Raw genomic sequence first — 26567 nt, 5'->3', positions numbered from 1 at the left:
CCGGGCCGCTCGGCATTCTGACCGGGCATCCGCTTGCCGACCCGCCTCGTCCGACGCTACTGGAGGCTGCCTGTGTCCCCTCACCCGAAGACTCCCGCCCCCGCGCCGACCGGTGTGTGGCTGATCGGGGCGCGCGGATCGGTCGCCACCACGGCGATCGCCGGCTGCGCCGCGCTGGCGGCCGGTCTGATTCCGCCCACCGGCCTGGTCACCGAGACCGAGCCCTTCGCCGACAGCGGCCTGCCCCCGCTGCCCTCGCTGGTCTTCGGCGGCCACGACACGGCCGACACCCCGCTGGCCAAGCGGGCGGAGGAACTGGCCGCCCAGCAAGTGCTGCCCCACTGGCTGCCGGCCGCGGTGCAGGAGGAACTGGCCGCCGTCGAAGCGCGGATCCGCCCCGGCGGGCCCCTGCCCGGTGACGAACGCGGCCACGAGGAACTGACCGGCGTCTTCGCCGGGCACCTGCGGGAGTTCGCGCACACCACCGGCGCGGCCCGCACCGTCGTGGTGAACGTCGCCAGCACCGAGCCCGCTCCCGAGCAGGGCGGCTGGCCCGCCAGCTCGCTGTACGCGGCCGCCGCCCTGCGCGTCGGCTGCCCCTACGTCAACTTCACGCCCTCGACCGGGCTGCGCCACCCCCAACTCGCCGTGACCGCGCCGGTGACGGGTCTGCCGTACGCCGGCCAGGACGGCAAGACCGGGCAGACGCTGCTCCGTTCGGTCCTCGGGCCGATGTTCGCCCAGCGGGCGCTCGCCGTGCGGGCCTGGTCCGGTACCAACCTGCTGGGCGGCGGCGACGGGGCCTCGCTCGCCGATCCGGCCGCGGCGGCCGCGAAGAACGCCGGAAAGGAGCGGGTGCTCACCGACACCCTCGGCACGACGCCCGAGGGCGAGGTGCACATCGACGACGTACCGGCGCTCGGTGACTGGAAGACCGCCTGGGACCACGTCGCCTTCGACGGCTTCCTCGGTGCCCGCATGGTCCTGCAGACGATCTGGCAGGGCTGCGACTCGGCCCTGGCCGCCCCGCTGGTCCTGGATCTGGCCAGGCTGCTCGCCCGCGCCCAGGAACGCGGCCTGTCCGGCCCACGCCCCGAACTCGCCTTCTACTTCAAGGATCCCGACCCCGGCGCCCCCGCCCCCCTGGCCGAGCAGTACGCCAACCTGCTCGCCTTCGCCGAACGCCTGAAGGACCCCCGATGAGCACGCCGACGGGACCGCCGGGACCGACAGAACCGACGGGACCGAAGGGGCAGGCCCGGCAGGCGCGCGGACCGGTGTCCGCCGGCACCGCCCGGGGCGTGCGACGCCCGGCCCCGGAGCGGGTCCGGGCCTGGGCCGAACTGCTCAGGCTCCCGGCGCTGTTCACGGTCCCCGGTGACGCGCTCGCGGGGGCCGCGGCCGCCGGGGCACGGCCCGGACGCCGTACCGCCCTGGCGGTGGGCACCTCACTTTGCCTGTACCAGGCGGGAATGGCGCTCAACGACTGGGCGGACCGGGAGGAGGACGCCGTGACCCGCGCGCACCGGCCGCTGCCCTCCGGCCGCGTCCGGCCCGGCGCCGCCCTCACCGCGGCCGGGACGCTCACCGCGGCCGGCCTCGCCCTGGCCGCCTGCGCGGGCCGCAGCGCGTTCGCCGTCGCGGCACCGCTCGCGGCGACGGTGTGGGCGTACGACCTGAAGCTGAAGCACACCGCGGCGGGACCGGCCGCCATGGCCGCCGCCCGCTCCCTGGACCTGCTGCTCGGCGCGGCCACCACGCGGGCCCTGCGCCCGGCCCTCCCCTCGGCGGTCGCACTCGGCGCCCACACCTGCGCCGTCACCCTGGTCTCCCGCCGCGAGGCCGAGGGCGGCTCGGCGACGGCCCCCCTGCTGGGCCTGGCCACGGCGGCAGCCCTCACCACCGCCCTCACCCGCCGCCCCGGCACCGCACCCGGCCAGGCCGCCCCCGCAGCCGGGCGGGCCGCCGTCGTGCCCGCCGCCCTGGCCGCCGGCTACGCCCTCACCGTCGCCAGGCCTCTCCTGCACGCCGCCCTCAACCCCTCGCCACCCCTGACCCAGCGCGCCGTCGGAGCGGGCATACGGGCGATGATCCCGCTCCAGGGCGCCCTCGCCGCGCGCGCGGGCGCACCCGGCACGGGGCTGCTGACGGCCGCGCTCGCGCCCGCCGCCGCGCGGCTGGCCCGCCGGGTGAGCGTGACATGAGCGGACTGCGCCTGGGATACGGCACCAACGGGCTGACCGACCTGCGCCTGGACGACGCCCTCGCCCTGCTGGCCGACCTCGGTTACGACGGCGTCGGACTGACGCTCGACCACATGCACCTCGACCCGTTCGCCCCGCAACTCGCCGCCCGGACCCGCCGCGTACGGCAGCGACTGGACGCTCTCGGGCTCGGCGTGACCGTGGAGACCGGCGCGCGCTACGTCCTCGACCCACGCCGCAAGCACGGGCCCAGCCTGCTGGACGAGGAGAAGGACGGCCGCTGGGCCCGCGTCCGGCTGCTGATCCGCGCGGTCCGCGTAGCCGCCGACCTCGGCGCACACGCCGTACACCTCTTCAGCGGGACCCTGCCCGACGGCGTGGACCCCGACACGGGCTACACACGGCTCGCCGACACGCTCGCCCCGGTGCTGGAGGCCGCAGAGGAGGCCGGACTGCCGCTGGCCGTCGAACCGGAACCCGGCCATCTGCTGGCCGACCTCGCCGGCTTCCACCGGCTGCGCACCGAACTCGGTGACCCCGACGGGCTCGGCCTGACGCTCGACATCGGCCACTGCCAGTGCCTGGAGCCCCTCCCGCCGCAGGAGTGCGTGCGGCAGGCCGCGCCCTGGCTGAGGCACGTACAGATCGAGGACATGCGGCGCGGGGTGCACGAGCACCTGCCGTTCGGCCACGGCGAGATCGACTTCCCGCCCGTGCTGCGGGCCCTGGAGAACAGCGGCTACCAGGGACTGACCGTGGTGGAACTGCCCCGGCACTCCCACGCCGGCCCCGCCCTCGCCGCGCAATCCCTGGACTTCCTGCGCAACGGAGGGACGAGATGACCGCCGCGTTCGACACCGCACGGCAGAGCTGGCTGGAGCAGGCCCTCGCCCAGGCCGCCGCCCGCGCACCCGGCTGGACGCTGCGCTTCGCCGAAGCGGGCCGCCGCTGCGGCGCCGACGCGCTCGACGCCCGCGTGCGGCTGCTGACCGCCGCCCGCCCCGACCCCGCCGAGGTGAGCCTGCTGTACCGGCAGGGCACGCCCGCCGAGCGCCGCGCCGTCCTGCTGGCCCTGCCCCGCCTGGACCTCCCGGCGGCGGCCGGGGTGCCACTGGTGGAGGACGCCCTGCGCACCAACGACACCAGCCTGCTGGCCGCCGCCCTCGGCCCGTACGCGGCCCGGCACCTGGACGCCCACACCTGGCGGCACGCCGTCCTGAAGTGCCTGTTCACCGGCGTCCCCGTGAGCGGCATCGCCGGGCTCGCCGAACGAGCCCGCGGGGACACAGAGCTGACCCGCATGCTGCGGGCCCAAGCCACCGAACGCACCGCGGCGGGCCGCCCGATCCCCCAGGACCTCACCCGGGTCCTCACCCTGACCGAGCCCCTCTAGGGCGTGTTGCGAAAGTCCCGCCTGCCTCGCGACGCCATGCACGCACTCTCGCCGCGAGGCCCGCCCTTCGGGCGAACGACGGGACTTTCGCAACACGCCCTAGGGGCGCGAGGACCCGCGCGACAAGCCCCCACCGACCCGCACCCCACCAAGGCCCCGCCGGAGGAGAACGCCGATGCGCATCTTCGACCCACACATCCACATGACCTCCAGAACCACCGACGACTACGAGGCCATGCACGCCGCGGGCGTCCGCGCGGTCGTGGAACCCTCCTTCTGGCAGGGCCAACCCCGCACCTCACCCGCCTCCTTCGTGGACTACTTCGACACCCTCCTGGGCTGGGAGCCCTTCAGAGCCGCCCAGTACGGCATCGCCCACCACTGCACGATCGCCCTCAACCCCAAGGAGGCCAACGACCCCCGCTGCCTGCCGGTCCTGGAGGAACTGCCCCGCTACCTGGTCAAGGACCGCGTCGTGGCCGTCGGCGAGATCGGCTACGACGCGATGACCCCGGCCGAGGACACCGCACTCGCCGCCCAGCTGCACCTCGCCGCCGACCACGGCCTGCCCGCCCTCGTGCACACCCCGCACCGCGACAAACTCGCCGGACTCAGGCGCACCCTGGACGTCGTACGCGAATCCGCGCTGGACACCGGCCGGGTGCTGCTGGACCACCTGAACGAGACCACGGTCGCCGCCGCCCGGGACAGCGGCTGCTGGCTGGGATTCTCGGTGTACCCCGACACCAAGATGGACGAGCACCGGATGGTGGCCGTGCTCGAGGAGTACGGCCCCGAGCGGATGCTGGTCAACTCCGCCGCCGACTGGGGCAGAAGCGACCCGCTGAAGACCGCGAAGGTGGGCCGCGCCATGCTCGCCGCGGGCTTCGACGAGGACGACGTGGACCTCGTGCTGTGGCGCAACCCGGTCGCCTTCTACTCCCTCTCCGGCCGCCTCGACCTCTCCGTCACCGCCACCGAACCCACCCACCAGGGCAACTCCGTCCTGCGCGGCACCTCCGCGCGACCGACCCCCGCCGGGCGGTGAGCCATGCGTTTCCGGCACGACGACGGCAGCGTCGTCCACCTCGCCTACTGCACCAACGTGCACCCCGCCGAGGACCTCGACGGCGTCCTCGCCCAACTCGGCGACCACTGCGCGCCGGTGCGCCGCCGCCTCGGCGTGCGACGGCTCGGCGTCGGCCTGTGGCTGGCCGAGGGCGCCGCCCGCACCCTGGACACCGACCCGCGCGCCCTGTCCCGGCTGCGCGCCGAACTGGACCGCCACGGCCTGGAGGTCGTCACCCTCAACGGCTTCCCCTACGAAGGGTTCGGCACGGGCGAGGTCAAGTACCGCGTCTACCAGCCGGACTGGGCCGATCCCGAACGCCTGGAGCACACCACCGCGCTCGCCCGGATCCTCGCCGCCCTGCTGCCCGACGACGTCACCGAGGGCAGCATCTCCACCCTGCCGCTGGCCTGGCGCACCCGCTGCGGCACCCCCCGCGACCAACGCGCCCACGCCCGGCTCGGGGAGATGGCCCGGCGGCTGGACGACATCGCCGACGCCACCGGCCGCTCCATCCGCCTCGCGCTCGAACCCGAACCCGGCTGCGTGGTGGAGACCCTCGACGACGCCGTCGGCCCGCTGACCGCCCTCGGCCACGACCGGGTCGGCGTGTGCGTCGACACCTGCCACCTGGCCACCTCCTTCGAGGAACCCGGGCCCGCCGTCGACCGGCTCACCGCCGCCGGGGTGCGCGTGGTCAAGACCCAGCTGTCGGCGGCCCTGCACGCCGAGCACCCCGACCGGCCCGAGGTCCGCCGCGCACTGGCCGCCTTCGCCGAGCCCCGCTTCCTGCACCAGACCCGCACCCGCACGCCGGCCGGCCTGTACGGCACCGACGACCTGGCCGAGGCCCTCGCGGACGACGGCCCCCTGCCCGACACCGCACCCTGGCGGGCCCACTTCCACGTCCCCCTGCACGCCGCCCCCACCCCGCCCCTCACCTCCACGCTGCCGGTGCTGCGCCGCACGCTCGACGCCCTGCTCACCGGCCCCGCACCGCTGACGCGGCACCTGGAGGTGGAGACGTACACCTGGCAGGCCCTGCCGCCCCGGCTGCGCCCCGCCACCCGCGACGAGCTCGCCGACGGCATCGCCGCCGAACTCGGCCTCGCCCACGACCTGCTGACCGACCTCGGGCTGAAGGAACTGCCGTGACCCGGAAGCCGACCCCGCTGCTCGTCCTGGACGTCGTCGGACTCACCCCCGCCCTGCTGGCCCACATGCCGCGCCTGTCCGCCCTGGGCGCACAGGGGTCCCGGGCCGTACTGGACACCGTGCTGCCCGCCGTCACCTGCTCGGTGCAGACCACCTTCCTCACCGGCCGCACCCCCGCCGAACACGGCATCGTCGGCAACGGCTGGTACTTCCGTGAACTCGGCGAGGTCCTGCTGTGGCGGCAGAGCCACCGGCTCATCGACGGCGAGCGCCTCTGGGACGCCGCCCGCCGTGCCCACCCCGGCTACACCGTCGCCAACATCTGCTGGTGGTACGCGATGGGAGCCGACACCGACTACACCGTCACCCCACGCCCCGTCTACCACGCCGACGGCCGCAAGGAACCCGACTGCTACACCCGCCCCGCCGCCCTGCACGACGAACTCACCGCGAAACTGGGCACGTTCCCGCTGTTCTCCTACTGGGGGCCCGGCGCGGGTCTGGCCTCCTCCCGCTGGATCATCGACGCCACACGGCACGTCATGACCTCCCGCGCCCCCGACCTGACCCTGGCCTACCTCCCCCACCTCGACTACGACCTGCAACGCCACGGCCCCGACGACCCGCGCGCGCACCGGGCCGCCGCCGACCTCGACCGGGCCCTGGCACCGCTCCTCGACGACGCCCGCGCCCAGGGCCGTACCGTCGTCGCGCTGTCGGAGTACGGCATCACCCGGGTGAGCCGGCCCGTCGACATCAACCGAGCCCTGCGCCGCGCCGGACTGCTGGAGGTCCACACCCAGGCGGGCATGGAGTACCTCGACCCGCTCGCCTCGCGGGCGTTCGCCGTCGCCGACCACCAGATCGCCCACGTGTACGTACGCCGCCCCGAGGACCTCGACGCCACCAGGGCAGCCCTGGCGGACCTGCCCGGGATCGGTCAACTCCTCGACGACGACGGCAAGAAGGCCCACCACCTCGACCATCCGCGCTCCGGCGACCTCGTCGCCGTCGCGGAGCCGGACGCCTGGTTCACGTACTACTACTGGCTCGACGACGCCCGCGCCCCCGACTTCGCCCGGCTCGTCGACATCCACCGCAAACCCGGCTACGACCCCGCCGAACTGTTCCTGGACCCCGAGGACCCCTATGTGAGGGTCCGGGCGGCCACGGCCCTGGCCCGCAAGAAGCTCGGCCTGCGCTACCTCATGGACGTCGTCCCCCTCGACCCCGCGCCGGTGCGCGGCAGCCACGGCCGGCTCCCCGACCGCGACGACGACGCCCCGGTGCTGCTGTGCTCGGCACCGGGCACGGTGTCCGGCCGGGTACCGGCGACCGGAGTGAAAGGGCTGCTGCTGGAGCTGGCGGGGCTGACCGGAAGCAGTCCCTCCCAAGGGCTCGACCCGGTCTTTAACTCAGCTCAGGGACCGGTCTAGATACGTGCCGGAGCATCAAGGGCGTCCGACTCCGGCTGTGGTCAAGACGACTCACGAAAAGGTCTCTGCCCGTGAAAAAGATCGCCTCGTCGGCCGCGCTGTCCGGGCGGGCCGAACGCATCGCCGAACGCGCCCGCCCCGACACCTGGAAGAAACCGCCCCGCCGCATCGAGAAGTCCGAGTGCATCACCTGCGACACCTGCCTGCGCAGCTGCCCTGCCGAGTTCGGGGCCATCTTCGACCGAGGCCTGGACGTGGTGATCATTCCCGAGCTGTGCTCGGGGTGCCCCTCGTGCGTGCTGGAGTGCCCCGTCGACTGCATCTACGTCGACGAGGACTGGACGCCCACCGACGACGCGATGTGGAACCACATCGGGCTGACCGCCGAGGAAACCCCATGAGAGGCTCGCCCGAACGCGCCGAGAGCCGCCGCGCCGCCAACGCCCGCAAGCGGATCAGCCGCCGTCCCAGCCGGCTCGGCATCCCGGCGGGCACCCAGAAACCGGACCACGCCTTCGACCCGGACGCGGGCTTCCCCGGACTGCTGAACGACACCTGGCGCCGCGCCGAACAGGCCGACGACCTGCGCTCGTTCGTCGACGTGCTGCTGACCCTCGACGGGCACGTCCCCGCCGACATCCAACTGCGCGCGCTCAGCGGCCCCGAGGAGGCCGCCCTGCGGGCGCTGTGCGGGATGTCCTGGCGCGAGTCGTCGCACGACTCCCCGAGCGATGCGTCGCGCGAGGAGAACACGTCGGCGCCCGCCCCGCGGGAAGGGCAGGAGCCCGCCTTCCTCGGCGAGATCGGCCTGTCCACCGGCGGCCGCATCAGGGTGCGGGTGCCCGAGGGCGAGCCCCTCGGCCGACAGGAACTGGTCGGCGGGGCACGGCCCGTGCCGTGGACGGCCCGCACCCTCCAGGCCTACCGGGAGCAACTGCGCCACGCCGCCGAACGGGACGCCCGCTCGGCCGCCGACTGCCGCACCTGGCTGCACCAGCAGGGCGAACAGGGCCGGCAGGAACTGCTGGAGCAGGCCAAGGAGGCGGCGCTGCGCACCGCCCCGTTCGTGCTGTACCAGCAGGACAAGCTGTACACGAACTTCCGCGGCCCCAACAATCTCACCGGCAAGACCCTGTGGCCCGGCCACCCCGACTGCGCCCTGAGCAGCCTTCAGCAGACATCGCTGGACCTGTGGTCGGACAGCGAGGTGCAGCTGCTGGTCTGCCTCACCCTGCTCATCCGCTCGGCCGGCCCCGGCCGGGTCGAGGAGGCCAACGGCACCCAGCTGACCGTCGGACACGTCGCCCACATGCTGGAACGCATCCGGCGCGGCTACAACTCCGTCCTGGGCGGCGAGACCATCCCACCGGCCGCCTCCGACGACATCCGCGCGCTCGACGCCCTCGCCGTCTCACTACGCGAACACCGCCTTGAGACGCAGCGCGGCGCCCAGCTCTACCGCGAGATCCACGGCGCCCTCATGCACAAGATCGAGCGCGTGGCCGACGCCCCCGGGGAACAGGCCCGAGCCCGCGAGGACGCCGTCTGCGCCAGACTGCGCGAGAGACTCCCGCTGACCGGCGCCACCCTCGCCGACCTCGGCGACCACCTCGCCGACTCCCCCGACTGGCTCGCCGACCCGCACGGCGACTTCGGCACCGGCCTGGAAGCCCTCGTCTACGAGACGGTCGCCGCGACCACCGAGGCGTTCGAGGCCGACTTCACCATGAGCCGCGGCATGCGCTCGCTGCCCGAGCTGATCACGGCACTGCGCGAGGAACGCTGGGCCGAGATCTGCGACTGGGACATCACCCGCTTCTTCTGCTGCGTGGTGCCCGACCCCGAGGCGCGGCGCCACTTCGGCGGCTCCGAGGCCGCCCTCGCCGACGCGGCCTGGGCGATGTCCTCACGCATGCAGTACAACTCCTGGCACTTCATCGCCGGCAACCTGCCCCGCGAACCCGAGGTGAGGGACCGCGACCACTTCGTGCCCCCGACCATCCCCGACATCTCCTTCTACTCCGACCAGCACCACCACGGGCACGTCAACAACAACGTGCGGTTCGCGCTGCGCACCCCGCAGGCGGTCGAGGTCGACGGACACCGTTTCAACGGCTTCATGGACCTCAGGCTGCTGCGCTGCGCCGGCGAACCCTTCCACGAGCAGGACCTGCTCGCCGCACACCGCGTGTCGGCGTTCGTCGCCCGCGCCACGAGTCTCGTCGCGGCCCTGGCCGTCGCCGGCCGGCCCGTCGAGGTCACCGCGTTCGACTCGGCCTGGCACTGGTCGGCCGTCGCGGGCGGCACCCACGCCGCCACCGGGCAGGTCCGCCGTGCGTCCTGACCCGCACGGCGGACCCCGCGGCATCAGCCACCTCAAGGACCTCCTCTCCCGAGGAGAGCTCACCGTCGTCGACCACGTCCGCTCCGTCCTGGCCGACATCCACGAACGGGACACCCTGGGCGCGTACGTCGCTGTCGCGGGCGAGGAGGCACTGCGAACCGCCGAGCAGGCCGACGCCCTCATCCGCGAACGAGGCCGCGAGGCCTGGTGGGAGCAGCCGCTGCTCGGCGTCACCGTCTCCGTCAAGGACCTGCTGCAGACCCGGGACCTGCCCACCTCCCGCGGCTCGCTGCTGCCCAACGACCGGCCCCGCGAGGACGCCCCGGCGGTGGCCCGGCTGCGCGCGGCCGGCGCCGTCGTCGTCGGCAAGACCACGACCTCCGAGTTCGGCTGGAGCGCCTCCACCGTCGGCCGCGTCGCCCCGCCCACCCGCAACCCCTACGACCCGCGGCTGACCGCGGGCGGCTCCAGCGGAGGCGCGGGCGCGGCGGTCGCCTCCGGACTGTGCGAGGGCGCGCTCGGCACCGACGGCTCCGGCTCCATCCGCATCCCGGCCGCGTTCTGCGGCGTCGTGGGCTACAAGCCGTCGTACGGCAGGGTGCCCTACTGGCCCAACGGCGCCGACCGCCTCGCCCACCAGGGCCCGCTCGCCGCCGGCGTCGCCGACGTCGGCCTGCTCGGCCAGGTCATCGCCGGCCCCCACCCCAACGACCCCGACTCCGGGCTCGGCTCCCTGGACTCCCCGCGCGACCTGCGGGCCCTCAGGATCGGCTGGATCGAGTACGAGGGCACCGACGACGAGATCCGCCGCGTCACCGAGCAGGGCAAGCTGGCGCTGCTCGCGGAGGGGCACCGCGTCGAGGACGTCGAGGTGCGCTGCCAGAACCTCTATCCGGCCGTCGTCGACATCCTCGCCGCCACCGAGGCCGCCGGCACCCCGCCGGAGATCGAGGCCTTCTGCGACCCCGGCCGTCTGGAGATCGTCCGGCACGGCCGCACCCTCAGCGGCGTACGGGTCATCCAGGCCGAGGAAGTACGTCAGAACCTGCGCTCCACCCTGCGCTCGGTCATGGACCGCTACGACCTGCTCGCCATGGCCACCGTGCCCGTCGAGCCGTTCGACGCCGACGCCATCGGACCCACCTGGGCGGCCGACCCGCGCGACCTCATGTGGCTGTCCTGGGCGCCCGCCTCCTACCCCTACAACATGACCGGCCAGCCGGCCGTGTCCCTGCCCGCCGGACTGACCCGCTCAGGGCTCCCGGCCGGACTCCAACTCGTCGGTCCGGTCGGCGCCGACGACCTCGTCCTGACCGTGGCCCGCCGCCTGGAGGCGCTGCTGCCACCGATGCCGCACCCGCCCGTGCCCGACCTCACCCCCGCCGTCACCGGCGAAAGGACGCTCTGAAGCCATGTATGCCAGGTCATGGTCCGTCCCCGTCGCGGAAGGCAGTGTCGGGCGCCCGTCGTTCGTCACCGACCACGGGCTGTGGGACGCCGCCCAGCTGGACGCCGCCGAACACATCGAAGCCGGCCTCGACGACGTCGACTTCGTGCGGGTCGCCTTCGCCGACCCGCACGGGCTCGCCCGCTCCAAGACGCTCACCGCGCAGGCCTTCCGCGGCGTGCTGAAGGGCGGCATGAACTTCAGCCCCGGCCCGTTCCTGTTCGACACCGGGCACGCCGTCGCCGTCGACTTCCGCGGCGACCACGGCATCGGCGTCGACGAGATCACCGGCGCAGGCAACTTCATCCTGGTGCCCGACCCGCTGACCTTCCAGGTGCTGCCCGGCCCCGGCCCGCGCACCGCCTGGGTGATCGGCGACGAGTACCTGCGCGACGGCACCCCGCACCCGCTGTCCGCGCGTGCCGTCCTGCGCCGCGTCCTCGCCGCCTACGCCGACCGGCAACTCGCCCCCGTGCTCGGCCTGGAGGTCGAGTGGTACCTCACCCGCCGCCTCGACGACGAGCCCGGCAACGAGGGCAACGGCTTCGGCCTCCAGGGCCGGGCCCCGCGGGTGTCCGCCGTCAACGCCGGCTACCAGTTCAACCTGGACGCCGCCTACGACACCGTCGCCCCCGTCACCGACCCGCTCGCCCTCGACCTGCTCGCCCTGGGCCTGCCGCTGAGGTCGATGGAGCACGAGTCGGGCCCCGGCCAGGTGGAGACCACCTTCAGCCCCATGTCGGCCCTGGACACCGCCGACGCGATGCTGTTGTTCCGCACCCACACCAAGCGGTTCTGCGCCCGCCGCGGCCACCACGCCTCCTTCATGTCGCAGCCGCTGCTGGACGCCGCCGACCCCAGCGGCTGGCACCTGAACCAGTCCGTCGTGGAGACAGCCACCGGCCGGAACACCTTCTCCGCCGAGGGTTTCTCCGGCGGGCTGTCCCCGCAGGGCAAGGCGTACGCCGAGGGCCTGCTGTCCTGGGGCCGCGAGCTGTGCCTGCTGTCGGTGCCCACCGTCAACGGCTACCGCCGCCTGGCCGCCGAGCACGCCCTCGCCCCCACCCACGTCGGCTACAGCGTGGAGGACCGCACCGCCATGCTCCGCCTGGTCGGCAGCGGCGCCGGCGCCCACATCGAGAACCGCATGGGCGAGCCGTGCGCCAACCCCTACCTGAACATCGCCGCCCAGTTGTTCGCCGGTCTCGACGGCCTGACCGCCGCCCCGGCCGGAGCCGGCGACAGACCGGACGACGGCCCCGGCCAGGTGGTGCCGCAGCACCTGCGCGAGGCCCTTGAGGCCTTCGCCGGCGGCCGCGCCGAGCAACTCCTCGGCGCCCCGCTGACCGCCTGCCTGACCAGGCTCAAGGAGAGCGAACTGCGCCGCTACGAGGCCTGGACGACGCAGGCCGCCCCCACCCCGGGGCAGGTCACCGAGTGGGAGCAGCGCGAGTACTTCGGAGCGTACTGAGGGAGCGCTGCCGAAGCCGGGCCCGGTGCGGACCTGAAGCCACCCCCGCACCGGGCCCCAAGCCCCCGCCTCTGCCCGCCCGCGGCTATTACGCCGTAATAGCTACGGGCGGCGGGTCGGTGGCCGGGGTCCCAGGCTCTCGCCGCTGACCGTCCGCGGCTATTACGCCGTAATAGCTACGGGCGGCGGGTCCGTGGCTGGGGTCCCAGGCTCTCGCCCCTGCCCGCCCGTAGCTATTACGCCGTAATAGCTAGCGGCGGGTCCCTGACCGGGTCCCCGGCTCTCGCCCCGTTCCCTCCCACGGCTATTACGGCGTAATAGCCGCGGCAGACCCCTGGCCCCACCCCCTTCTCCCAACCGCCCCCGGACGAAGGCCGACGATGATTGCTCGCTACACCCTGCCCGAGATGGCCGACCTCTTCGCCGATCAGTCGCGCTACGCCACCTGGGTCAAGGTCGAGATCCTCGCCACCGAGGCCCAGGTGGAACTCGGCCGCGTACCTGGGGAAACCCTCGACGACATGCGCCGCGCGCCCGTCCCGCTCGCCGCCCGCGTCGCCGAGATCGAGAAGGAACGCGACCACGAGGTGCTGTCCTTCCTCGCCGCCTACTGCGAACGGATCCCGGAGAACTCCGCCCGCTTCGTCCACCTCGGCATGACCAGCTACGACCTGGTCGACACCGCCCTCGGCCACACCCTGGCCCGCGCCACCGACCTCCTCATCGCCGCGGCGCGGCGGCTGCGCCGCGTCCTGGTCGACAAGGCCCTCGAACACTGGGACACCGTCATGGTGGCCCGCACCCACGGCGTCCACGCCGAGCCCACCACGTTCGGGCACAAACTCGGCGGCTACGCCTTCGCCGTCGACCGCTCCCTGACCCGGCTGGCCGCCGCCCGCGAGGCCGTGGCCGTCGGTACGATCTCCGGCTCGGTCGGCACCTACTCCCTGATCGACCCGGCCGTCGAGGCCCACGTGTGCCAGGCGCTCGGCCTCGGCGTGGAGTCCGTACCCAGTCAGGTCGTCGCCCGCGACCGGCACGCCCAGCTCCTTCAGGCCGTCGCCGCGCTCGGCGCCTGCGTCGAACAGGTGGCCCTGGAACTGCGGCTGCTGCAACGCACCGAGGTCCGCGAGGTCGAGGAGCCCCGGACCGGCGCCTACCAGGGCTCCAGCGCCATGCCGCACAAGCGCAACCCCACCACCAGCGAGCGGCTGTGCGGGCTGGCCCGCCTGCTGCGTGGCTACGCCTCCGCCGCCCTGGAGAACGTGGCGCTGTGGCACGAGAGGGACCTCGCCCACCAGTCGGTGGAACGGGTCGCCCTGCCCGACAGCCTGTCCGTGGGCCACTTCCAGGCGACGAAGGCGGCCGAGCTGGTGGAGGCGCTGACCGTGCACCCCGAGCGGATGCGCGCGCACATCGACTCCACCGACGGCCTGATCTACAGTTCGTCGGTCCTCGCCGACCTGCTGGGCGAGGGCGTCGAGCGAGAGCGTGCCTACCGTTCGGTGCAGGCCGCGGCCAACCGGACGATCGCCACCGGCGAGCACTTCTCCGCCACGCTCGCCCACGAGGGGATCGACCTTCCCGCGCTCGAGCCCGAGCGTTTCCTCACCCACCACGACGTGGTGCGCAGCCGATTGGAGATTCTTCGTGACCTGGACGATTGAGCGGGTGGAGGGCGCCGCCCTGGACCTGGACGAGGTGCTGGAGGTGTACCGCTCCTCCGGCCTGGGCGAGCGGCGCCCGGCCGACGACCGCGAGCGGATGGCGGCGATGGTGCGCAACGCCAACCTCGTCCTGATCGCCCGCGAATCCGACGGCACCCTCGTCGGCATCGCCCGCAGCGTGTCCGACTTCTCCTACGTCACCTACCTGTCCGACATCGCGGTGTCGGGCACCCACCAGCGCTCCGGCATCGGCCGCGCCCTGATCGACGCCACCCGCAAGGAGGCCCCGACGGCGAAGATCGTGCTGCTGTCGGCCCCGGCCGCGACGGAGTACTACCCGCACCTCGGCTTCACCGCCCACAACTCGGCGTGGGTGCTGAATCCTTAGCGAACACGAACGGCCGGGGTCACCCCGGGCACCCGGGGGCACCGGATCACCGAGTCGTCGATCATTCGGCTGGACGCGGGCACATACCCGCGCTTCAGCGGGACTCGACCGCCGGTGCCTACGGTCGTGAGCGGACCGCGCAGGACCCTTGGGGGAGGCATGAGCCAGATGACGACGGCACAGGCGCTGCCGGAGCTTCACACACCCGCCCCGCAGCCGGTTCGCCCGGCCGACGGCGTACCCGTGGCCTCCATGACGGCCCCGGCGGCCCCGGCTGCTACGACGGCCCCGGTCTCCACGGCGATCCCGGCCTCCATGGCGACCCCGACCTCCACGGCGGTGCGCGTCCTGGTGGTGGACCCCGACCTCGGCGACCCCCTGATCGCGCAGCTGCGCCGGCACGGCCACGCACCCGTCGGCGTCACCCGGGGCAGCGCGGCGCTCCAGGCCTACGGGGACGCCGACCTGGTACTGCTCGCGCTCGAACTGCCCGACCTGGACGGGCTGGAGGTGTGCCGCGCCATCCGCTCCGTCAGCCGCGTCCCGGTCATCATCGTCACCGCCCGCCACTCCGAACTGGACTGTGTGCTCGGCCTGCAGGCCGGCGCCGACGACTACGTCACCAAGCCCTACGGGATGCGCGAGCTGATGGCCCGCATCGAGGCCGTGATGCGCCGCGCCCAGTGGCAGCCGAGCGCCGTCCAGGAGATCCGGCACGGCTCGCTGCGCATCGACGTCAACTCCCGCGAAGTCACCGTGGACGGCGTCGAGGTGGCCCTGACCCGTAAGGAGTTCGACCTGCTGTGCCTGCTCGCCTCGCATCCCGAGACGGTCATCCCGCGCAAGCAACTGCTCCACCGGGTCTGGGGTGACACCTGGTCCCGGCGTACGGTCGACACCCATGTCAGCAGCCTGCGCGGCAAACTCGGCGCCAGCGGCTGGATCGTGACCGTGCGCGGTGTCGGCTTCAAACTCGGGCACGGCTGAGCACCGCCCAACGGCACGGCTGAGCACGCCTCCGGCCCACGGCCGACCCCCGCTCGCCCTCACGGCCGACCACCGCCCCCGGCCCGCGGCCGACCCCCGAGCCTCCCCGCCCCGAGCCTCCCTGCACCCCGCCGTGCACCCGGCCTCTACGCGCCCTTGAGCGGCCCTTGCTGTACTGCCAGCCCCGTGCGGTGGCGTCGACGAACGAGCGGGGGGAGAGGGGGTGAGTCCGGTTTGCCTCAGCGACCGGGACGGGCGCCGCTGCGCCCCGAGGCGGCGACGACCACGCCGCACACGCGGGACACGCGGCACACCCGGCACACACCGCTCATGGCAGCCGTACGGCGCACCGGGCCCATGGTGCGCGACCGTGCCGCGAGCCTGCTGCTGCCCCCGCTCGTCCTCACGATCCTGCTCTGCCAGCTGGACCTGTCCGCGGCGCACGGCGGTCCGTCATGGACGGCGACCGGGTCCCCGCTGCTGACGGCCGCCGCCCTGCCCGCCCTCGGTGCCCTCGCCGACCGGCACGGCCGCCGCTGCGCCGTGATCGGCTCCCTCGCCCTCCTGGTGGCGGGCACGGTACTCGGCGCCGCCGCCCGGGACGCGGGTCCGCTGCTGGCCGCGCGCGTCGTCCAGGGCCTCGGGACGGGCGGGGCGACGGCCGGCGTGGTGGCACTGTTCGCCGAACGCGTCCCCGCGCGCGAACGGGGCCCTTACCTGGCCACCCTCGTCGGTGCGAGCGTGCTGGCGCTGTCCACCGGCCGCCTGGCCGACGTCACACTCGCCACCCACCTGTGGGTGCCCTGGGCCACCGTGTCCCTCGGCGCGCTGGCGCTCGCCCTGGCCACGGCCCTGCCCCCGCCGCGGCACGAGCGGGCCTGCGGCGACTACCGCCGCGCGGGCCTGCTGCTGCTCGCCGTCACCGCCCTGGTCCACCTCACGACCCGCGCCCGCACCACACCCGCCCCGGCCGTGGACGGCGCGCTGCGGGTGATCCTCGACGCCATCGGCTGGCTGACACCACTGCTGCCCGGACTCCCCGTCACCTGACGCCGCCTGACGCCCCGTCAGGCGCTTGGGTCACCCCGCGCCACCACCCTCTCCACCGAGGTCCCACCCCCGTTTGAGCGCCTCGGCCGACCGTGGCGGCGGAGGAAGGAGGCGTCGTGGGGGATGAAGGTGCCCGTCCCGCTCGCCCGGAACCCTCAGGAAGAGGTCTGTCCTTGTGAGGAGCGGACGTATGGAAGTGTGCCTCGTCGGCGCCGGACCGCGGGGGCTGTCCGTCCTGGAGCGGCTGTGCGCCCAGGAACGCGGTTCTCCCCGCTGGGCCGAACTCGTCGTGCACGTGGTCGACCCCGGCCCGGCCGGATCGGGCCGGGTGTGGCGGCCCACGCAGTCCCGGCACCTGCTGATGAACACCGTCGCCTCGCAGGTCACGGTCTACACCGACGCCAGCGTCAGTATCGAAGGACCGCTGGAGGGGGGCCCGAGCCTGTACGAGTGGGCGGCGGCCCTGCTGCCGGACGCCCGGGTCCCGGGCACCGGCCTGCCCCACGACGACGAGACCCTCGCCGAGGCACGCGACCTCGGCCCCGACGGATACCCCACCCGCGCCCTGTACGGCCACTACCTGACGTGGGTGTTCGAACAGGTCACCGCGGGCGCCCCGGACCATGTCACCGTACGGGTGCACACCCAGCGGGCCGTGGCCCTGGAGGAGGACCCCCGCGTCGAGCCGGCCGCGGCCCCCCAGACCGTGGTGCTGGAGGACGGCACACGCCTGACCGGGCTGTCCGCGGTGGTGCTGGCCCAGGGCCATGTGCCGGTCGCACCGACGGACACCGAACGCGACCTGGCCGCCTTCGCCGACCGCCACGGCCTGACCTACGTCCTCCCGGCCAACCCCGCCGACGTGGACCTGTCGGGGATCGCGCCGGGCGAGACCGTACTGCTGCGCGGTCTGGGCCTGAACTTCTTCGACTACATGGCGCTGTTCACGCACGCCCGCGGCGGTGTCTTCGCACGCGACGCCGACGGCCGCCTCGTCTACCGCCCCTCGGGCCGGGAACCGCGCCTGTACGCGGGCTCGCGGCGCGGGGTGCCGTACCAGGCGCGCGGCGACAACGAGAAGGGCGCGCACGGCCGTTACCTCCCGCGCCTGCTCACCCCGGAGTACCTGGCCTCGCTGCGCGCGCCCGGCCGCAGGCCGCTGCGCTTCGGCACCGACCTGTGGCCGCTGATCTCGAAAGAAGTGGCCTGTGTCTACAGCGAGACCCTGCTGGCGGACCGTGAGAAGCCGGAGCGGGTGGCCGAGTTCGCCCGCCGCTACCTGGCCTGCGGGACGGGCAGCCCCGAGGAGACCCGGCTGCTCCAGGAGGTGGGCATCGGGCCCGAGGAGCGCTGGGACTGGCGGCTGATCACCCGCCCCTACGGCGACCGTCGCTTCGAGGACGCCGCGTCCTTCCACCTCTGGCTGCGTGACTACCTGGACGAGGACGTGCGCCTGGCCCGCGAGGGCAACGTCAGCGGCCCCGTGAAGGCGGCCCTGGACGTGCTGCGGGACCTGCGCAACGAGGTGCGGCTCGCGGTCGACCACGCCGGGCTCGACGCCGACTCGCACCGCGAGGAACTGGACGGCTGGTACACGCCGCTCAACGCCTACCTGTCGATCGGTCCGCCCGCCTCCCGCATCGAGGAGATGGCCGCGCTGATGGACGCCGGGATCCTCCAGGTCACCGGCCCCGGCATCCGCGTCGAGGCCGATCCGCAGGGCCCCTGCTTCGTCGCGACCTCCACGGAGATCGAGGACGTACGGGTGCGGGCGGGAGTCCTGATCGAGGCCCGGCTGCCCGAGATCGACCTGCGGCGCACCGCGGACCCGCTGATGCGGCATCTGCTCCTCACCGGCCGGTGCCGGCCCCATCGCGTCCCCGGCAGTGGCGGCGACTACGAGACCGGCGGCCTGGCGGTGAGCGAGCGGCCCTACCACCTGCTGGACGCCGAGGACGTGCCGCATCCGCGGCGCTTCGCCTACGGGGTGCCCACCGAGTCCGTGCACTGGGTGACCGCGGCCGGGATCAGGCCGGGGGTCGGCTCGGTCACGCTGGAGGACTCCGACGCCATCGCGGGCGCGGTCCTCGCCCTCCCCGCGGCCCGCACCCGGGCCCCCGCCAAGCTCCGGTCGGCCCTCGCCACCCGTGACACCGCCCCGACGGCAGCACCGGTGACGCCGCGGAGGGCAGCATGACCGCGACGCATGAACGACCGCTCGGAGCACGGGAGCGGACGTCCCAACCGGACACCGGACTGCTCTCCCCGGTGCGCGCCGGCACCCCCGTCGAGGGCGCGGTCGGCGACGTCGCCTGGTTGCAGGCGATGCTGGACGCGGAGGCGGCCCTGGCCCGCGCCCAGGCGCGCTGCGGCACCGTTCCGCCGTCGGCCGCCGAGGCGATCACGGCCGCGGCGCGCGCCGAGCGGGTCGACGTACGGCAGGTGGCGCTGGCGTCCCGGGAGACGGCGAACCCGGTCGTCGCCCTGATCGGGGCGCTGACGGCGGCGGTGGCCGAGGACGCGCCGCACGCCGTGGAGTACGTGCACCGGGGCTCCACCAGCCAGGACATCTTCGACACCGGCGCCATGCTGGTGGCCGCCCGGGCGCTGCGGCTGATCACCGCCGACCTGCGGACGGTGGCCGACACGCTCGCGGGGCTCGCCGCCGAGCACCGGGACACGGTGATGGCGGGACGCACGCTCGCCCTGCACGCCGTACCCACCACGTTCGGGCTGAAGGCGGCCGGCTGGCGGCAGCTGGTGCTCGACGCCGTCGAGCGCCTGGAGCGGGTGGCGCGGGACGGGCTGCCGGTGTCCCTGGGCGGCGCGGCCGGCACGCTCGCGGGCTATGCGCAGTACGCGGGCGAGGACACCACCCCCGCCGGCCTGCTGGACACCCTGCCGGCCGCCTTCGCCGCGGAGACGGGGCTCTGCGTGCCCGCCCTGCCCTGGCACGCGCTGCGCACCCCGGTCGCCGACCTGGGGGCCGCTCTCGTCTGTGCCACGGGCGCCCTCGGCAAGATCGCCGCGGATGTGCTGGTGCTGGCCCGTACGGAGATCGGCGAGGTGGCCGAGTCGGCTCCCGAGGGCCGCGGCGTGTCGTCGGCGATGCCGCACAAGCGCAACCCGGTCCTGGCCACCCTGATCCGTTCCGCCGCCCTCCAGGTGCCCGCCCTTGCCACCGTCCTGTCGCAGTGTCTGGCGACCGAGGACGAACGCTCGGCGGGTCTGTGGCATTCCGAATGGCAGCCCCTGCGCGAATGCCTGCGGCTGACCGGCGGCGCCGCCCACACCGCCGTGGAACTGGCCCGCGGTCTGACCGTCCGTCCGGAACGGATGCGCGCCAATCTGGCGGCCACGGGAGGGCAACTCGTCTCCGAACGCCTCGCGGCGGCCCTCGCCCCGCGACTGGGCAGGGCCGCGGCGCGGCAGCTGCTGACCGATGCCTCGCTGCGGGCGGCGAACACGGCCAGGCCGCTCGCCGACATCCTCGCCGAACACCCCGATGTACAGCGTCTGTTGACACCCCGTCAGCTGTCCCGGCTGCTCGACCCGGCCGACTACACGGGAGCCGCCGCCGCCCTGGTGGACCAGGCGCTCGACCGGGCGCGACCCTCCGGGCGACGGCCGGAATAAATACCCGTGGAGCCTCACTCGAATATCGATCCAATAATCTTGGGAATTTCCTGGTAAGTGCCTCGAAAATATCTGGCGACTAACTTGGAAATTGTTTTTCTCGGTTATGTGAAACCCATTTCTCCCCTATTCTGGCGCAGATTGCACAGCTGCTGCTCCGGAAGAAACGGGGAGCGAGAAGCGAGCTAGGGAGAATCATGTCGATATCACGCAGGTCCTGGAGAACGGGCCTGATGACGGCGGCCGCCGCCGCGGCCGTCGCGGCCCCCGTGCTCACCGCTCCGGCGGCGCACGCCGACACGGCCACGATCGAGGTCGTCGCCGACCACCTGAAGAACCCGCGCGGCATCACCGTCCTGTCCGACGGCACGATCCTGGTCGCCGAGGCCGGCGAGGGCCTCCCCGGCTGCGCCGAGGGCCAGAGCTGTGTCGGCCGCACCGGTGGCGTCTACAAGGTCAAGGGCGACTCCAAGGGCCGCGTGGTGACCGGACTCGCCTCCCACGCCGAGGGCGTGGCGGCCGGCGCCCCGGTCAGCGCGACCGGACCCACCGACGTCGTTCCCGACCCGCGCGGCGGCTACGACGTCGTCAGCAACCTCGGCGGCACCACCGACTACCGGGACTCGCTGGGCCCCGACGCGGCCACCCTGGGCACCGTCTTCCGCACCCGCGACGGCAAGATCCTCGGCGACCTCGCCGCCCACGAGACCCGGCTCAACCCGGACGCCGGCGAGGTGCACGCCAACCCGTGGGGTCTGATCCGCAGCGGCTCGGGCTTCCAGGTCACCGACGCCGGCTCCAACGACATCGTGCGCGTCCACGGCGACGGCACCACCTCCACCGACTTCCTCGTACCGGTCAACGTCACCCCCGTACGCACCGCCGAGGCCGTACCCACCGGCATCGTCCGCGCCAAGGACGGCACGGTGTACTTCGCCGACATGAGCGGCATGGTCGCCGGCTCCGCCCGGATCTGGAAGGCCGTGCCGGGGCAGCAGCCCGAGGTGCTCGTCACCGGCCTGACGAACCTGATCGACCTGGCGGTGGACTGCCAGGGCGACCTGCTGGCCCTGTCCTTCACCGAGGGCTTCCAGGCCGGACCGCCGCTGCCGGCGAAGCTGTCGAAGATCGACACGGCGGCCAGGACCGTCACCGAGATCCCGACCGGCGGCCTGCTGAACCAGCCGACCGGCCTCGCCGTCGGCCCCCGCAACCAGGTGTACGTCACCAACAACGCCCACAGCGCCGACGGCCAGCTCGTCCGGGTCCGCTACTGACCCCATCCCCCAGCGCGGCCCCGTCGGCATTCCCCCGTCCGGCGGGGCCGCCCCCTTGCCCCGGCCACGGCCCTCGCGCCACCCCGCCCTCCCCCCTGCGCCACCCCCCCCCGCTTGAGCCGGACTGCACCACCCGTCGAGACCAGCGGGCTTTCCTGATGCCCATCCACCTGTACCGAGGAGTCGACATGCCACACGGCGTGATCATCGTGGGAGCCGGTCCGGTCGGCCTGATGCTCGCGGGCGAACTCGCCCTCGGTGGCGCGGACGTCGTCGTCTACGACAAGCTGCCCGCCCCGAGCGGCGAATCCCGCGGCCTGGGATTCACCAGCCGAACCGCCGAAGTGTTCGACCAGCGGGGCCTGCTGGAACGCCTCGGTGACATCCGCTGGGGCAAACAGGGCCACTACGGCGGCATCCGCATCGACTTCTCACTGCTGGAGGAGAGCCACTTCGGTGTCATGGGCCTCGCCCAGTCCGTCACCGAGGACACACTCGGCTCCTGGGTCGCCGAACTCGGCGTCGACGTGCGCCGCGGACACGAACTGACCTCCTTCACCGAGACCGACGACGGCATCGTCGCCCACTTCGACGGCCCCACCGGCCCCGTGGAGGACACGGCCGCCTACCTCGTCGGCTGCGACGGCGGCAACAGCACCGTACGCCGCCTGGCCGGCATCGCCTTCCCCGGCGACAAGGCCACCCGCGGCCTGTACCTGGCGGACGTGGTCGGCGCCGACCTGCGGATGCGGCCCATCGGCGAACGCGTCCCGGGCGGCGGCATGGTCCTGTCCGTCACCCTCCGACCCGGCGTCGACCGCATCGTCATCCACGAACCCGGCGTCCGCCCCCACCACGGCGAGGGCGAACTGACCTTCGCCGAGGTCGCCGACGCCTGGCAGCGGCTGACCGGCGAGGACATCCACCACGCCGACGCCTCCTGGATGTGCGCCCTGACCAACGCCACCGGCCTCGCCGAGCAGTACCGCAAGGGCCGCGTCCTCCTCGCCGGCGACGCCGCCCACGACCACGCCCCGCTCGGCGCCCAGGGCGTCAGCGTCGGTCTGCAGGACGCCGTCAACCTCGGCTTCAAACTCGCCGCCGTACTGCGCGGCCACGCCGGCGACGAACTCCTCGACACCTACCACAGCGAACGGCACCCCATCGGCGAGAAACTGATGGCCGACGTACACGCCATGTCGCTGCTCTACCTCAGCGGCGAGGAGATCGAGCCCCTGCGCGCCGTCATGCGCGAACTGGTGCGGCTGGAGCCCGTCGCCCGCCAACTGGCCGGACGCGTCAGCGGCCTGCACATCCGCTACGACGTCGGCCCCGCGGGCCACCCGCAACTGGGCCTGCGTCTCGCCCCCTACCAGGTGGTGGAACGCCCCGACGGCAGCCGGACGAAAGTCGCCGAACTCCTCCACGGCGCCCGCGGCGTACTCGTCGTCACCGGCGACGACGAGACCGCCGCGAAGACAGCCGCCGACTGGGCCGACCGCGTCGACGTCGTCACCGGCACCTGGGCCCCGCAGGACACCGGCCCGGCGCAGCAGCTCACCTCCGTCCTGGTGCGCCCCGACGGCCACATCGTGTGGACGGACCCCGACGGCACAGACCTGCGCGAGGCACTGAACCGCTGGTTCGGCCGCCCCACCGCCTGACGGCCCCGCGACCCCCTAGGAGAGGCAACCCGTCATGACCGTCCTCGTCACCGGCAGCCGCGGCAAGGTCGGATCGCTGCTCGTCCGGCTCCTCGCCGAACGCGGCGTGCCCGTCAGAGCCGGCTCCGCGAGCCCCGAGAAACTGACGCCGCCCGACGGCGTCCCCACCGTACGACTCGCCCTGGACGAGCCCGCCACCTTCGCGACCGCCCTCTCCGGCGTCACCTCGGTGTTCCTGTACTGCGACTCCACCCACATCCGGCAGTTCACCGCCGACGCCGTCGCCGCGGGCGTCGAGCACGTCGTGGTGATGTCCGCCGACGCCGTGCTGCGCGCCGACGCCGACACCAACCCGATCGCCGCCCCGCACCTGGCGGTCGAACGTGCGCTGGCCGCCTCCCCGCTGACCGTCACCACCCTCAACTGCGGAGCGCTGGCCTCCAACGCCGCCTCCTGGGCGTACGTGCTCCGCGCCCGCGGCACCGTCACCCTGCCCTTCCCCGACAGCTACGCCGACCCCATCGACGAGCGGGACATCGCCGAGTGCGCCTACGCCGCCCTCACCCGCCCCGAGGTGCACGGCCGCTCCTACCACCTCACCGGCCCCGCCTCACTGAGCTTCCGCGAGGAGGTCGCCGTCATCGCCGAGGCCGCCGGCCGGGACATCCCCGTCCAGCCGATCCCGCCCGCCGTGTGGCGCGCCCACAAACCGGACTCCATGCCGGACGACATCGCGGACGCCCTGATCGAGCTGTGGGCGGCCTCCACCGGGCCCGTCCCCCTCAGCCGGGACGTCGAGACCCTCACCGGGCACCCCGCCCGCCCCTTCAGCGAGTGGGCGAAGCAGAACGCGGCCGCCTTCGCCGCCTGACGGACCGCCCGCCGCACGCCGCAGCACGGAAGAGAGCGACATGACAGCGCAAGCCGGCCGCACCGCCCCGACCGACGACGCACTCGCGCGCGAACTGCCCGGCGACTTCACCAGCCACCACGCCGACGCGGGCGGCACCCGCCTGCACTACGTCACCGGCGGCACCGGCGAACCACTGGTGCTGCTGCCCGGCTACCCGCAGACCTGGTGGGCCTGGCACAAGGTACTGCCCGACCTGGCGCGGCACTTCACCGTCATCGCGGCCGACCTGCGCGGCATGGGCGGATCCGACCGGCCCGCGGGCGGATACGACAAGAAGACGATGGCCGCCGACATCCACGCGCTGATCCGCCACCTCGGCCACGACGACGTCCACATCGCCGGCCACGACATGGGCGGCATGGTCGCCTTCGCCTTCGCCGCCAACCACCCCGAAGCCACCCGCAAGGTCGCCCTCCTGGACACCGGACACCCCGACGACAGCTACTACGACCTGCGGCTCATCGCCCGCCCCGGCACCGGCATCACCCGCTGGTGGTGGGCGTTCAACCAGGTCCAGAACCTGCCCGAGGTGCTCTACGCCGGCCACATGCGCCAGGTCATCGACTGGCTGTTCAGCCACGCCCTCGCCGACCAGTCCCTGATCGGCGACCGCGACCGCGACATCTACGCCGCCGCCTACGACAGCCCCGACGGCATCCGCGCCGCCTGCGGCTGGTACCAGGCCTACCACCAGGACATCGAGGACCTGAAGACGTACCCGAAGGTGACCGCACCCCTGCTGGGCATCGGCTCCCGCTTCTCCCACGACCACTTCCGCACCACGCTGCCCACCCTCGCCGACGACGTCCGCGTCGAACGGGTCAAGCAGTCGGTGCACTACTTCCCCGAAGAGGAACCCGAGCTCGTCACCCACTACCTGCTGGACTTCTTCCGCTGACCCGATGCTGACCTGACTGACCACAGCCGACCTGGCAACCGCCCGCCCGCGGCGGCCAGTTGTGTGAGGAGTACAACATGCCAAAGGGCGCAATCATCGTCGGCGCCGGGCCGGTCGGGCTGATGCTCGCCGGTGAACTGCGCCTGGGCGGCGTCGACGTCACGGTGCTGGAGAGACTGCCCGCCCCGAGCGGCGAATCCCGCGGCGTGGGCTTCACCCGCCGCGCCGCCGAAGTCTTCGACCAGCGCGGCCTGCTCGCCCGCTTCGGCGAGGTCGAATGGGCACAGGGCCACTTCGGCGGCGTGCGCATCGATTTCTCCCAACTGCAGGACAACCACTTCAGCGTGCGCGGCATCCCGCAGTACCGCACTGAAGAAATCCTGTGCGCATGGCTCGACGAACTCGGCGTCGACATCCGCCGCTCGCACGAGGTCCTCGGCTACCGCGAGACCGCCGACGGCGTCGTCGTCGACTACCGCGGCCCCGACGGCCCCGGCGAACTCGCCGCCCGGTACCTCGTGGGCTGCGACGGCGCCCGCAGCCTGGTACGCCGGATGGCCGGCATCGACTTCCCCGGCTGGGAGGCCACCCGCGGGATGTACATGGCCGACCTGGTGAACACCGACATCCCCCACCGGCCCATCGGCGAACGCGTCCCCGGCGGCATGGTGATGTCCTTCAACCTCCAGAACGGCGTCACCCGCATCGTCATCCACAACGAGTCCCTGCGCCCGCCGGAGGACAAGAGCGGCCTGACGTTCTCCGTGATCGCCGACGCCTGGCAGGACATGACCGGGGAGAGCATCCACGACGCCGAGGTGCGCTGGATCAGCTCCTTCACCGACACCACCCGGCAGGCCGCCCAGTACCGCAAGGGCCGTGTCTTCCTCGCCGGCGACGCCACCCACATCCACATGCCCGCCGGCGCCCAGGGCATGAGCGTGGGCGTGCAGGACGCCGCCAACCTCGGCTGGAAACTCGCCGCCGCCATCAACGGCTGGGCCCCCGAAGGACTGCTGGACACCTTCCACACCGAACGGCACCCCGTCGGTCAACTGCTGATGCGCAACACCCGCGCCCAGACCAAGCTCTACCTCAGCGGCGAGGAGATGCAACCGCTGCGCGCCGTCATGCAGGAACTCGTCGCCGACCCCGACGTCGCCCGCCACCTGGCCGGCCAGGTCAGCGGCCTCGACGTCCGCTACGACATGGGCGCCGGCTCCCACCCCCGCCTCGGCCTCAGACTCCGCCCCGACCTGCCGCTCAAGCTCGCCGACGGCAACCCCGCCCGCGTGGCCGACCTGCTGCACACCGCCCGCGGCGTCCTGATCATCACCTCCGCCGCCCCCGACGCCGAAACCCTGCGCACCGCCGCCGCACCCTGGGCGAGCCGGGTCGACGTCGTCACCGGCGACTTCGACGACGACACCCGCCACCCCGACACCCCGCACGCCCTGCTGGTGCGCCCCGACGGGCACATCGCCTGGGCCGCGCCCGACGACGCGGACCTCACACAGGCGCTCAGGCGGTGGTTCGGGACCGCTTGAGGACCGGTCCACCGGGCCGCC

At 73.5% G+C, this 26567-nt stretch carries 22 protein-coding genes; all 22 read left to right on the top strand.

The window, feature by feature from the left end; all coding sequences use genetic code 11:
* The first annotated feature begins 72 nt into the window (after window positions 1–72).
* The 22 genes from HW837_RS45615 (at window position 73) to HW837_RS45510 (ending at window position 26546) form a co-directional block, all read left to right on the top strand.
* On the top strand, window positions 73–1203 hold the full coding sequence (locus HW837_RS45615) for an inositol-3-phosphate synthase (RefSeq protein WP_093792525.1): 1131 nt from the start codon (window positions 73–75) through the stop codon (window positions 1201–1203).
* Entirely contained in the window at window positions 1200–2204 is a 1005-nt protein-coding gene (locus HW837_RS45610; protein WP_093792527.1) for an SCO3242 family prenyltransferase, read from the top strand. The genes HW837_RS45615 and HW837_RS45610 overlap by 4 nt, the downstream gene beginning before the upstream one ends.
* Window positions 2201–3046, top strand: coding sequence for a sugar phosphate isomerase/epimerase family protein (locus tag HW837_RS45605; RefSeq protein ID WP_093792529.1), 846 nt, complete (start codon window positions 2201–2203; stop codon window positions 3044–3046). Before HW837_RS45610 ends, HW837_RS45605 begins: the two co-directional genes overlap by 4 nt.
* Window positions 3043–3597, top strand: coding sequence for an EboA domain-containing protein (locus tag HW837_RS45600; protein WP_045563688.1), 555 nt, complete (start codon window positions 3043–3045; stop codon window positions 3595–3597). Before HW837_RS45605 ends, HW837_RS45600 begins: the two co-directional genes overlap by 4 nt.
* 175 nt (window positions 3598–3772) lie before the next feature.
* The gene (locus HW837_RS45595; RefSeq protein WP_045563687.1) at window positions 3773–4645 is read left to right on the top strand and encodes a TatD family hydrolase; all 873 of its coding nucleotides are present in this window, start codon (window positions 3773–3775) and stop codon (window positions 4643–4645) included.
* Window positions 4646–4648: 3 nt separating this feature from the next.
* Window positions 4649–5821 (top strand): metabolite traffic protein EboE, encoded by a 1173-nt coding sequence (gene eboE / locus HW837_RS45590; RefSeq protein WP_093792533.1) that lies wholly within the window; start codon window positions 4649–4651, stop codon window positions 5819–5821.
* Window positions 5818–7257: an alkaline phosphatase family protein gene (locus HW837_RS45585; protein ID WP_045563477.1), complete on the top strand. Its 1440-nt coding sequence runs from the start codon at window positions 5818–5820 to the stop codon at window positions 7255–7257. The genes eboE and HW837_RS45585 overlap by 4 nt, the downstream gene beginning before the upstream one ends.
* Before the next feature lie 71 nt (window positions 7258–7328).
* Window positions 7329–7658 (top strand): 4Fe-4S dicluster-binding protein, encoded by a 330-nt coding sequence (locus tag HW837_RS45580; protein ID WP_199819172.1) that lies wholly within the window; start codon window positions 7329–7331, stop codon window positions 7656–7658.
* A complete protein-coding gene (locus tag HW837_RS45575) occupies window positions 7655–9601 on the top strand; it encodes a hypothetical protein (protein WP_193381940.1) in 1947 nt (648 codons plus the stop codon). The genes HW837_RS45580 and HW837_RS45575 overlap by 4 nt, the downstream gene beginning before the upstream one ends.
* The gene (locus tag HW837_RS45570) at window positions 9591–11009 is read left to right on the top strand and encodes an amidase (RefSeq protein WP_193381941.1); all 1419 of its coding nucleotides are present in this window, start codon (window positions 9591–9593) and stop codon (window positions 11007–11009) included. The genes HW837_RS45575 and HW837_RS45570 overlap by 11 nt, the downstream gene beginning before the upstream one ends.
* Before the next feature lie 4 nt (window positions 11010–11013).
* Window positions 11014–12519 carry a type I glutamate--ammonia ligase gene (locus HW837_RS45565; protein ID WP_045563480.1) on the top strand — a complete coding sequence of 502 codons (1506 nt, stop codon included), beginning with the start codon at window positions 11014–11016 and terminating at the stop codon, window positions 12517–12519.
* A 380-nt stretch (window positions 12520–12899) separates the two neighbouring features.
* Window positions 12900–14186, top strand: coding sequence for an adenylosuccinate lyase (gene purB, locus HW837_RS45560; protein ID WP_078854009.1), 1287 nt, complete (start codon window positions 12900–12902; stop codon window positions 14184–14186).
* Window positions 14170–14574 carry a GNAT family N-acetyltransferase gene (locus HW837_RS45555; RefSeq protein WP_045563482.1) on the top strand — a complete coding sequence of 135 codons (405 nt, stop codon included), beginning with the start codon at window positions 14170–14172 and terminating at the stop codon, window positions 14572–14574. The genes purB and HW837_RS45555 overlap by 17 nt, the downstream gene beginning before the upstream one ends.
* Before the next feature lie 315 nt (window positions 14575–14889).
* On the top strand, window positions 14890–15561 hold the full coding sequence (locus tag HW837_RS45550) for a response regulator transcription factor (RefSeq protein ID WP_234442864.1): 672 nt from the start codon (window positions 14890–14892) through the stop codon (window positions 15559–15561).
* 234 nt (window positions 15562–15795) lie between these two features.
* Entirely contained in the window at window positions 15796–16611 is an 816-nt protein-coding gene (locus HW837_RS45545) for an MFS transporter (protein WP_193381942.1), read from the top strand.
* 190 nt (window positions 16612–16801) lie between these two features.
* Window positions 16802–18808 (top strand): FAD/NAD(P)-binding protein, encoded by a 2007-nt coding sequence (locus tag HW837_RS45540; RefSeq protein ID WP_193381943.1) that lies wholly within the window; start codon window positions 16802–16804, stop codon window positions 18806–18808.
* Window positions 18805–20247 (top strand): nitrosuccinate lyase, encoded by a 1443-nt coding sequence (locus HW837_RS45535; protein ID WP_193381944.1) that lies wholly within the window; start codon window positions 18805–18807, stop codon window positions 20245–20247. The genes HW837_RS45540 and HW837_RS45535 overlap by 4 nt, the downstream gene beginning before the upstream one ends.
* A 197-nt stretch (window positions 20248–20444) precedes the next feature.
* Window positions 20445–21524, top strand: a complete 1080-nt coding sequence (locus tag HW837_RS45530; RefSeq protein WP_094030735.1) for a ScyD/ScyE family protein — start codon at window positions 20445–20447, stop codon at window positions 21522–21524.
* Between the two features lie 188 nt (window positions 21525–21712).
* Window positions 21713–23188 (top strand): FAD-dependent monooxygenase, encoded by a 1476-nt coding sequence (locus HW837_RS45525; RefSeq protein ID WP_045563672.1) that lies wholly within the window; start codon window positions 21713–21715, stop codon window positions 23186–23188.
* Window positions 23189–23222: 34 nt separating this feature from the next.
* Window positions 23223–24059 (top strand): NAD(P)H-binding protein, encoded by an 837-nt coding sequence (locus HW837_RS45520; RefSeq protein WP_045563671.1) that lies wholly within the window; start codon window positions 23223–23225, stop codon window positions 24057–24059.
* A 40-nt stretch (window positions 24060–24099) separates the two neighbouring features.
* Window positions 24100–24999 (top strand): alpha/beta fold hydrolase, encoded by a 900-nt coding sequence (locus HW837_RS45515; RefSeq protein ID WP_060888028.1) that lies wholly within the window; start codon window positions 24100–24102, stop codon window positions 24997–24999.
* A gap of 77 nt (window positions 25000–25076) precedes the next feature.
* Window positions 25077–26546 (top strand): FAD-dependent monooxygenase, encoded by a 1470-nt coding sequence (locus HW837_RS45510; RefSeq protein ID WP_060888029.1) that lies wholly within the window; start codon window positions 25077–25079, stop codon window positions 26544–26546.
* Window positions 26547–26567: the final 21 nt, after the last annotated feature.

It is taken from the genome of Streptomyces caniscabiei (assembly GCF_014930365.1).
In the GTDB taxonomy this organism is placed as follows: domain Bacteria; phylum Actinomycetota; class Actinomycetes; order Streptomycetales; family Streptomycetaceae; genus Streptomyces; species Streptomyces caniscabiei.
The sequence above is the reverse complement of the archived record's forward strand: the minus strand, read 5'-3'. Positions and strand labels throughout refer to the sequence as shown.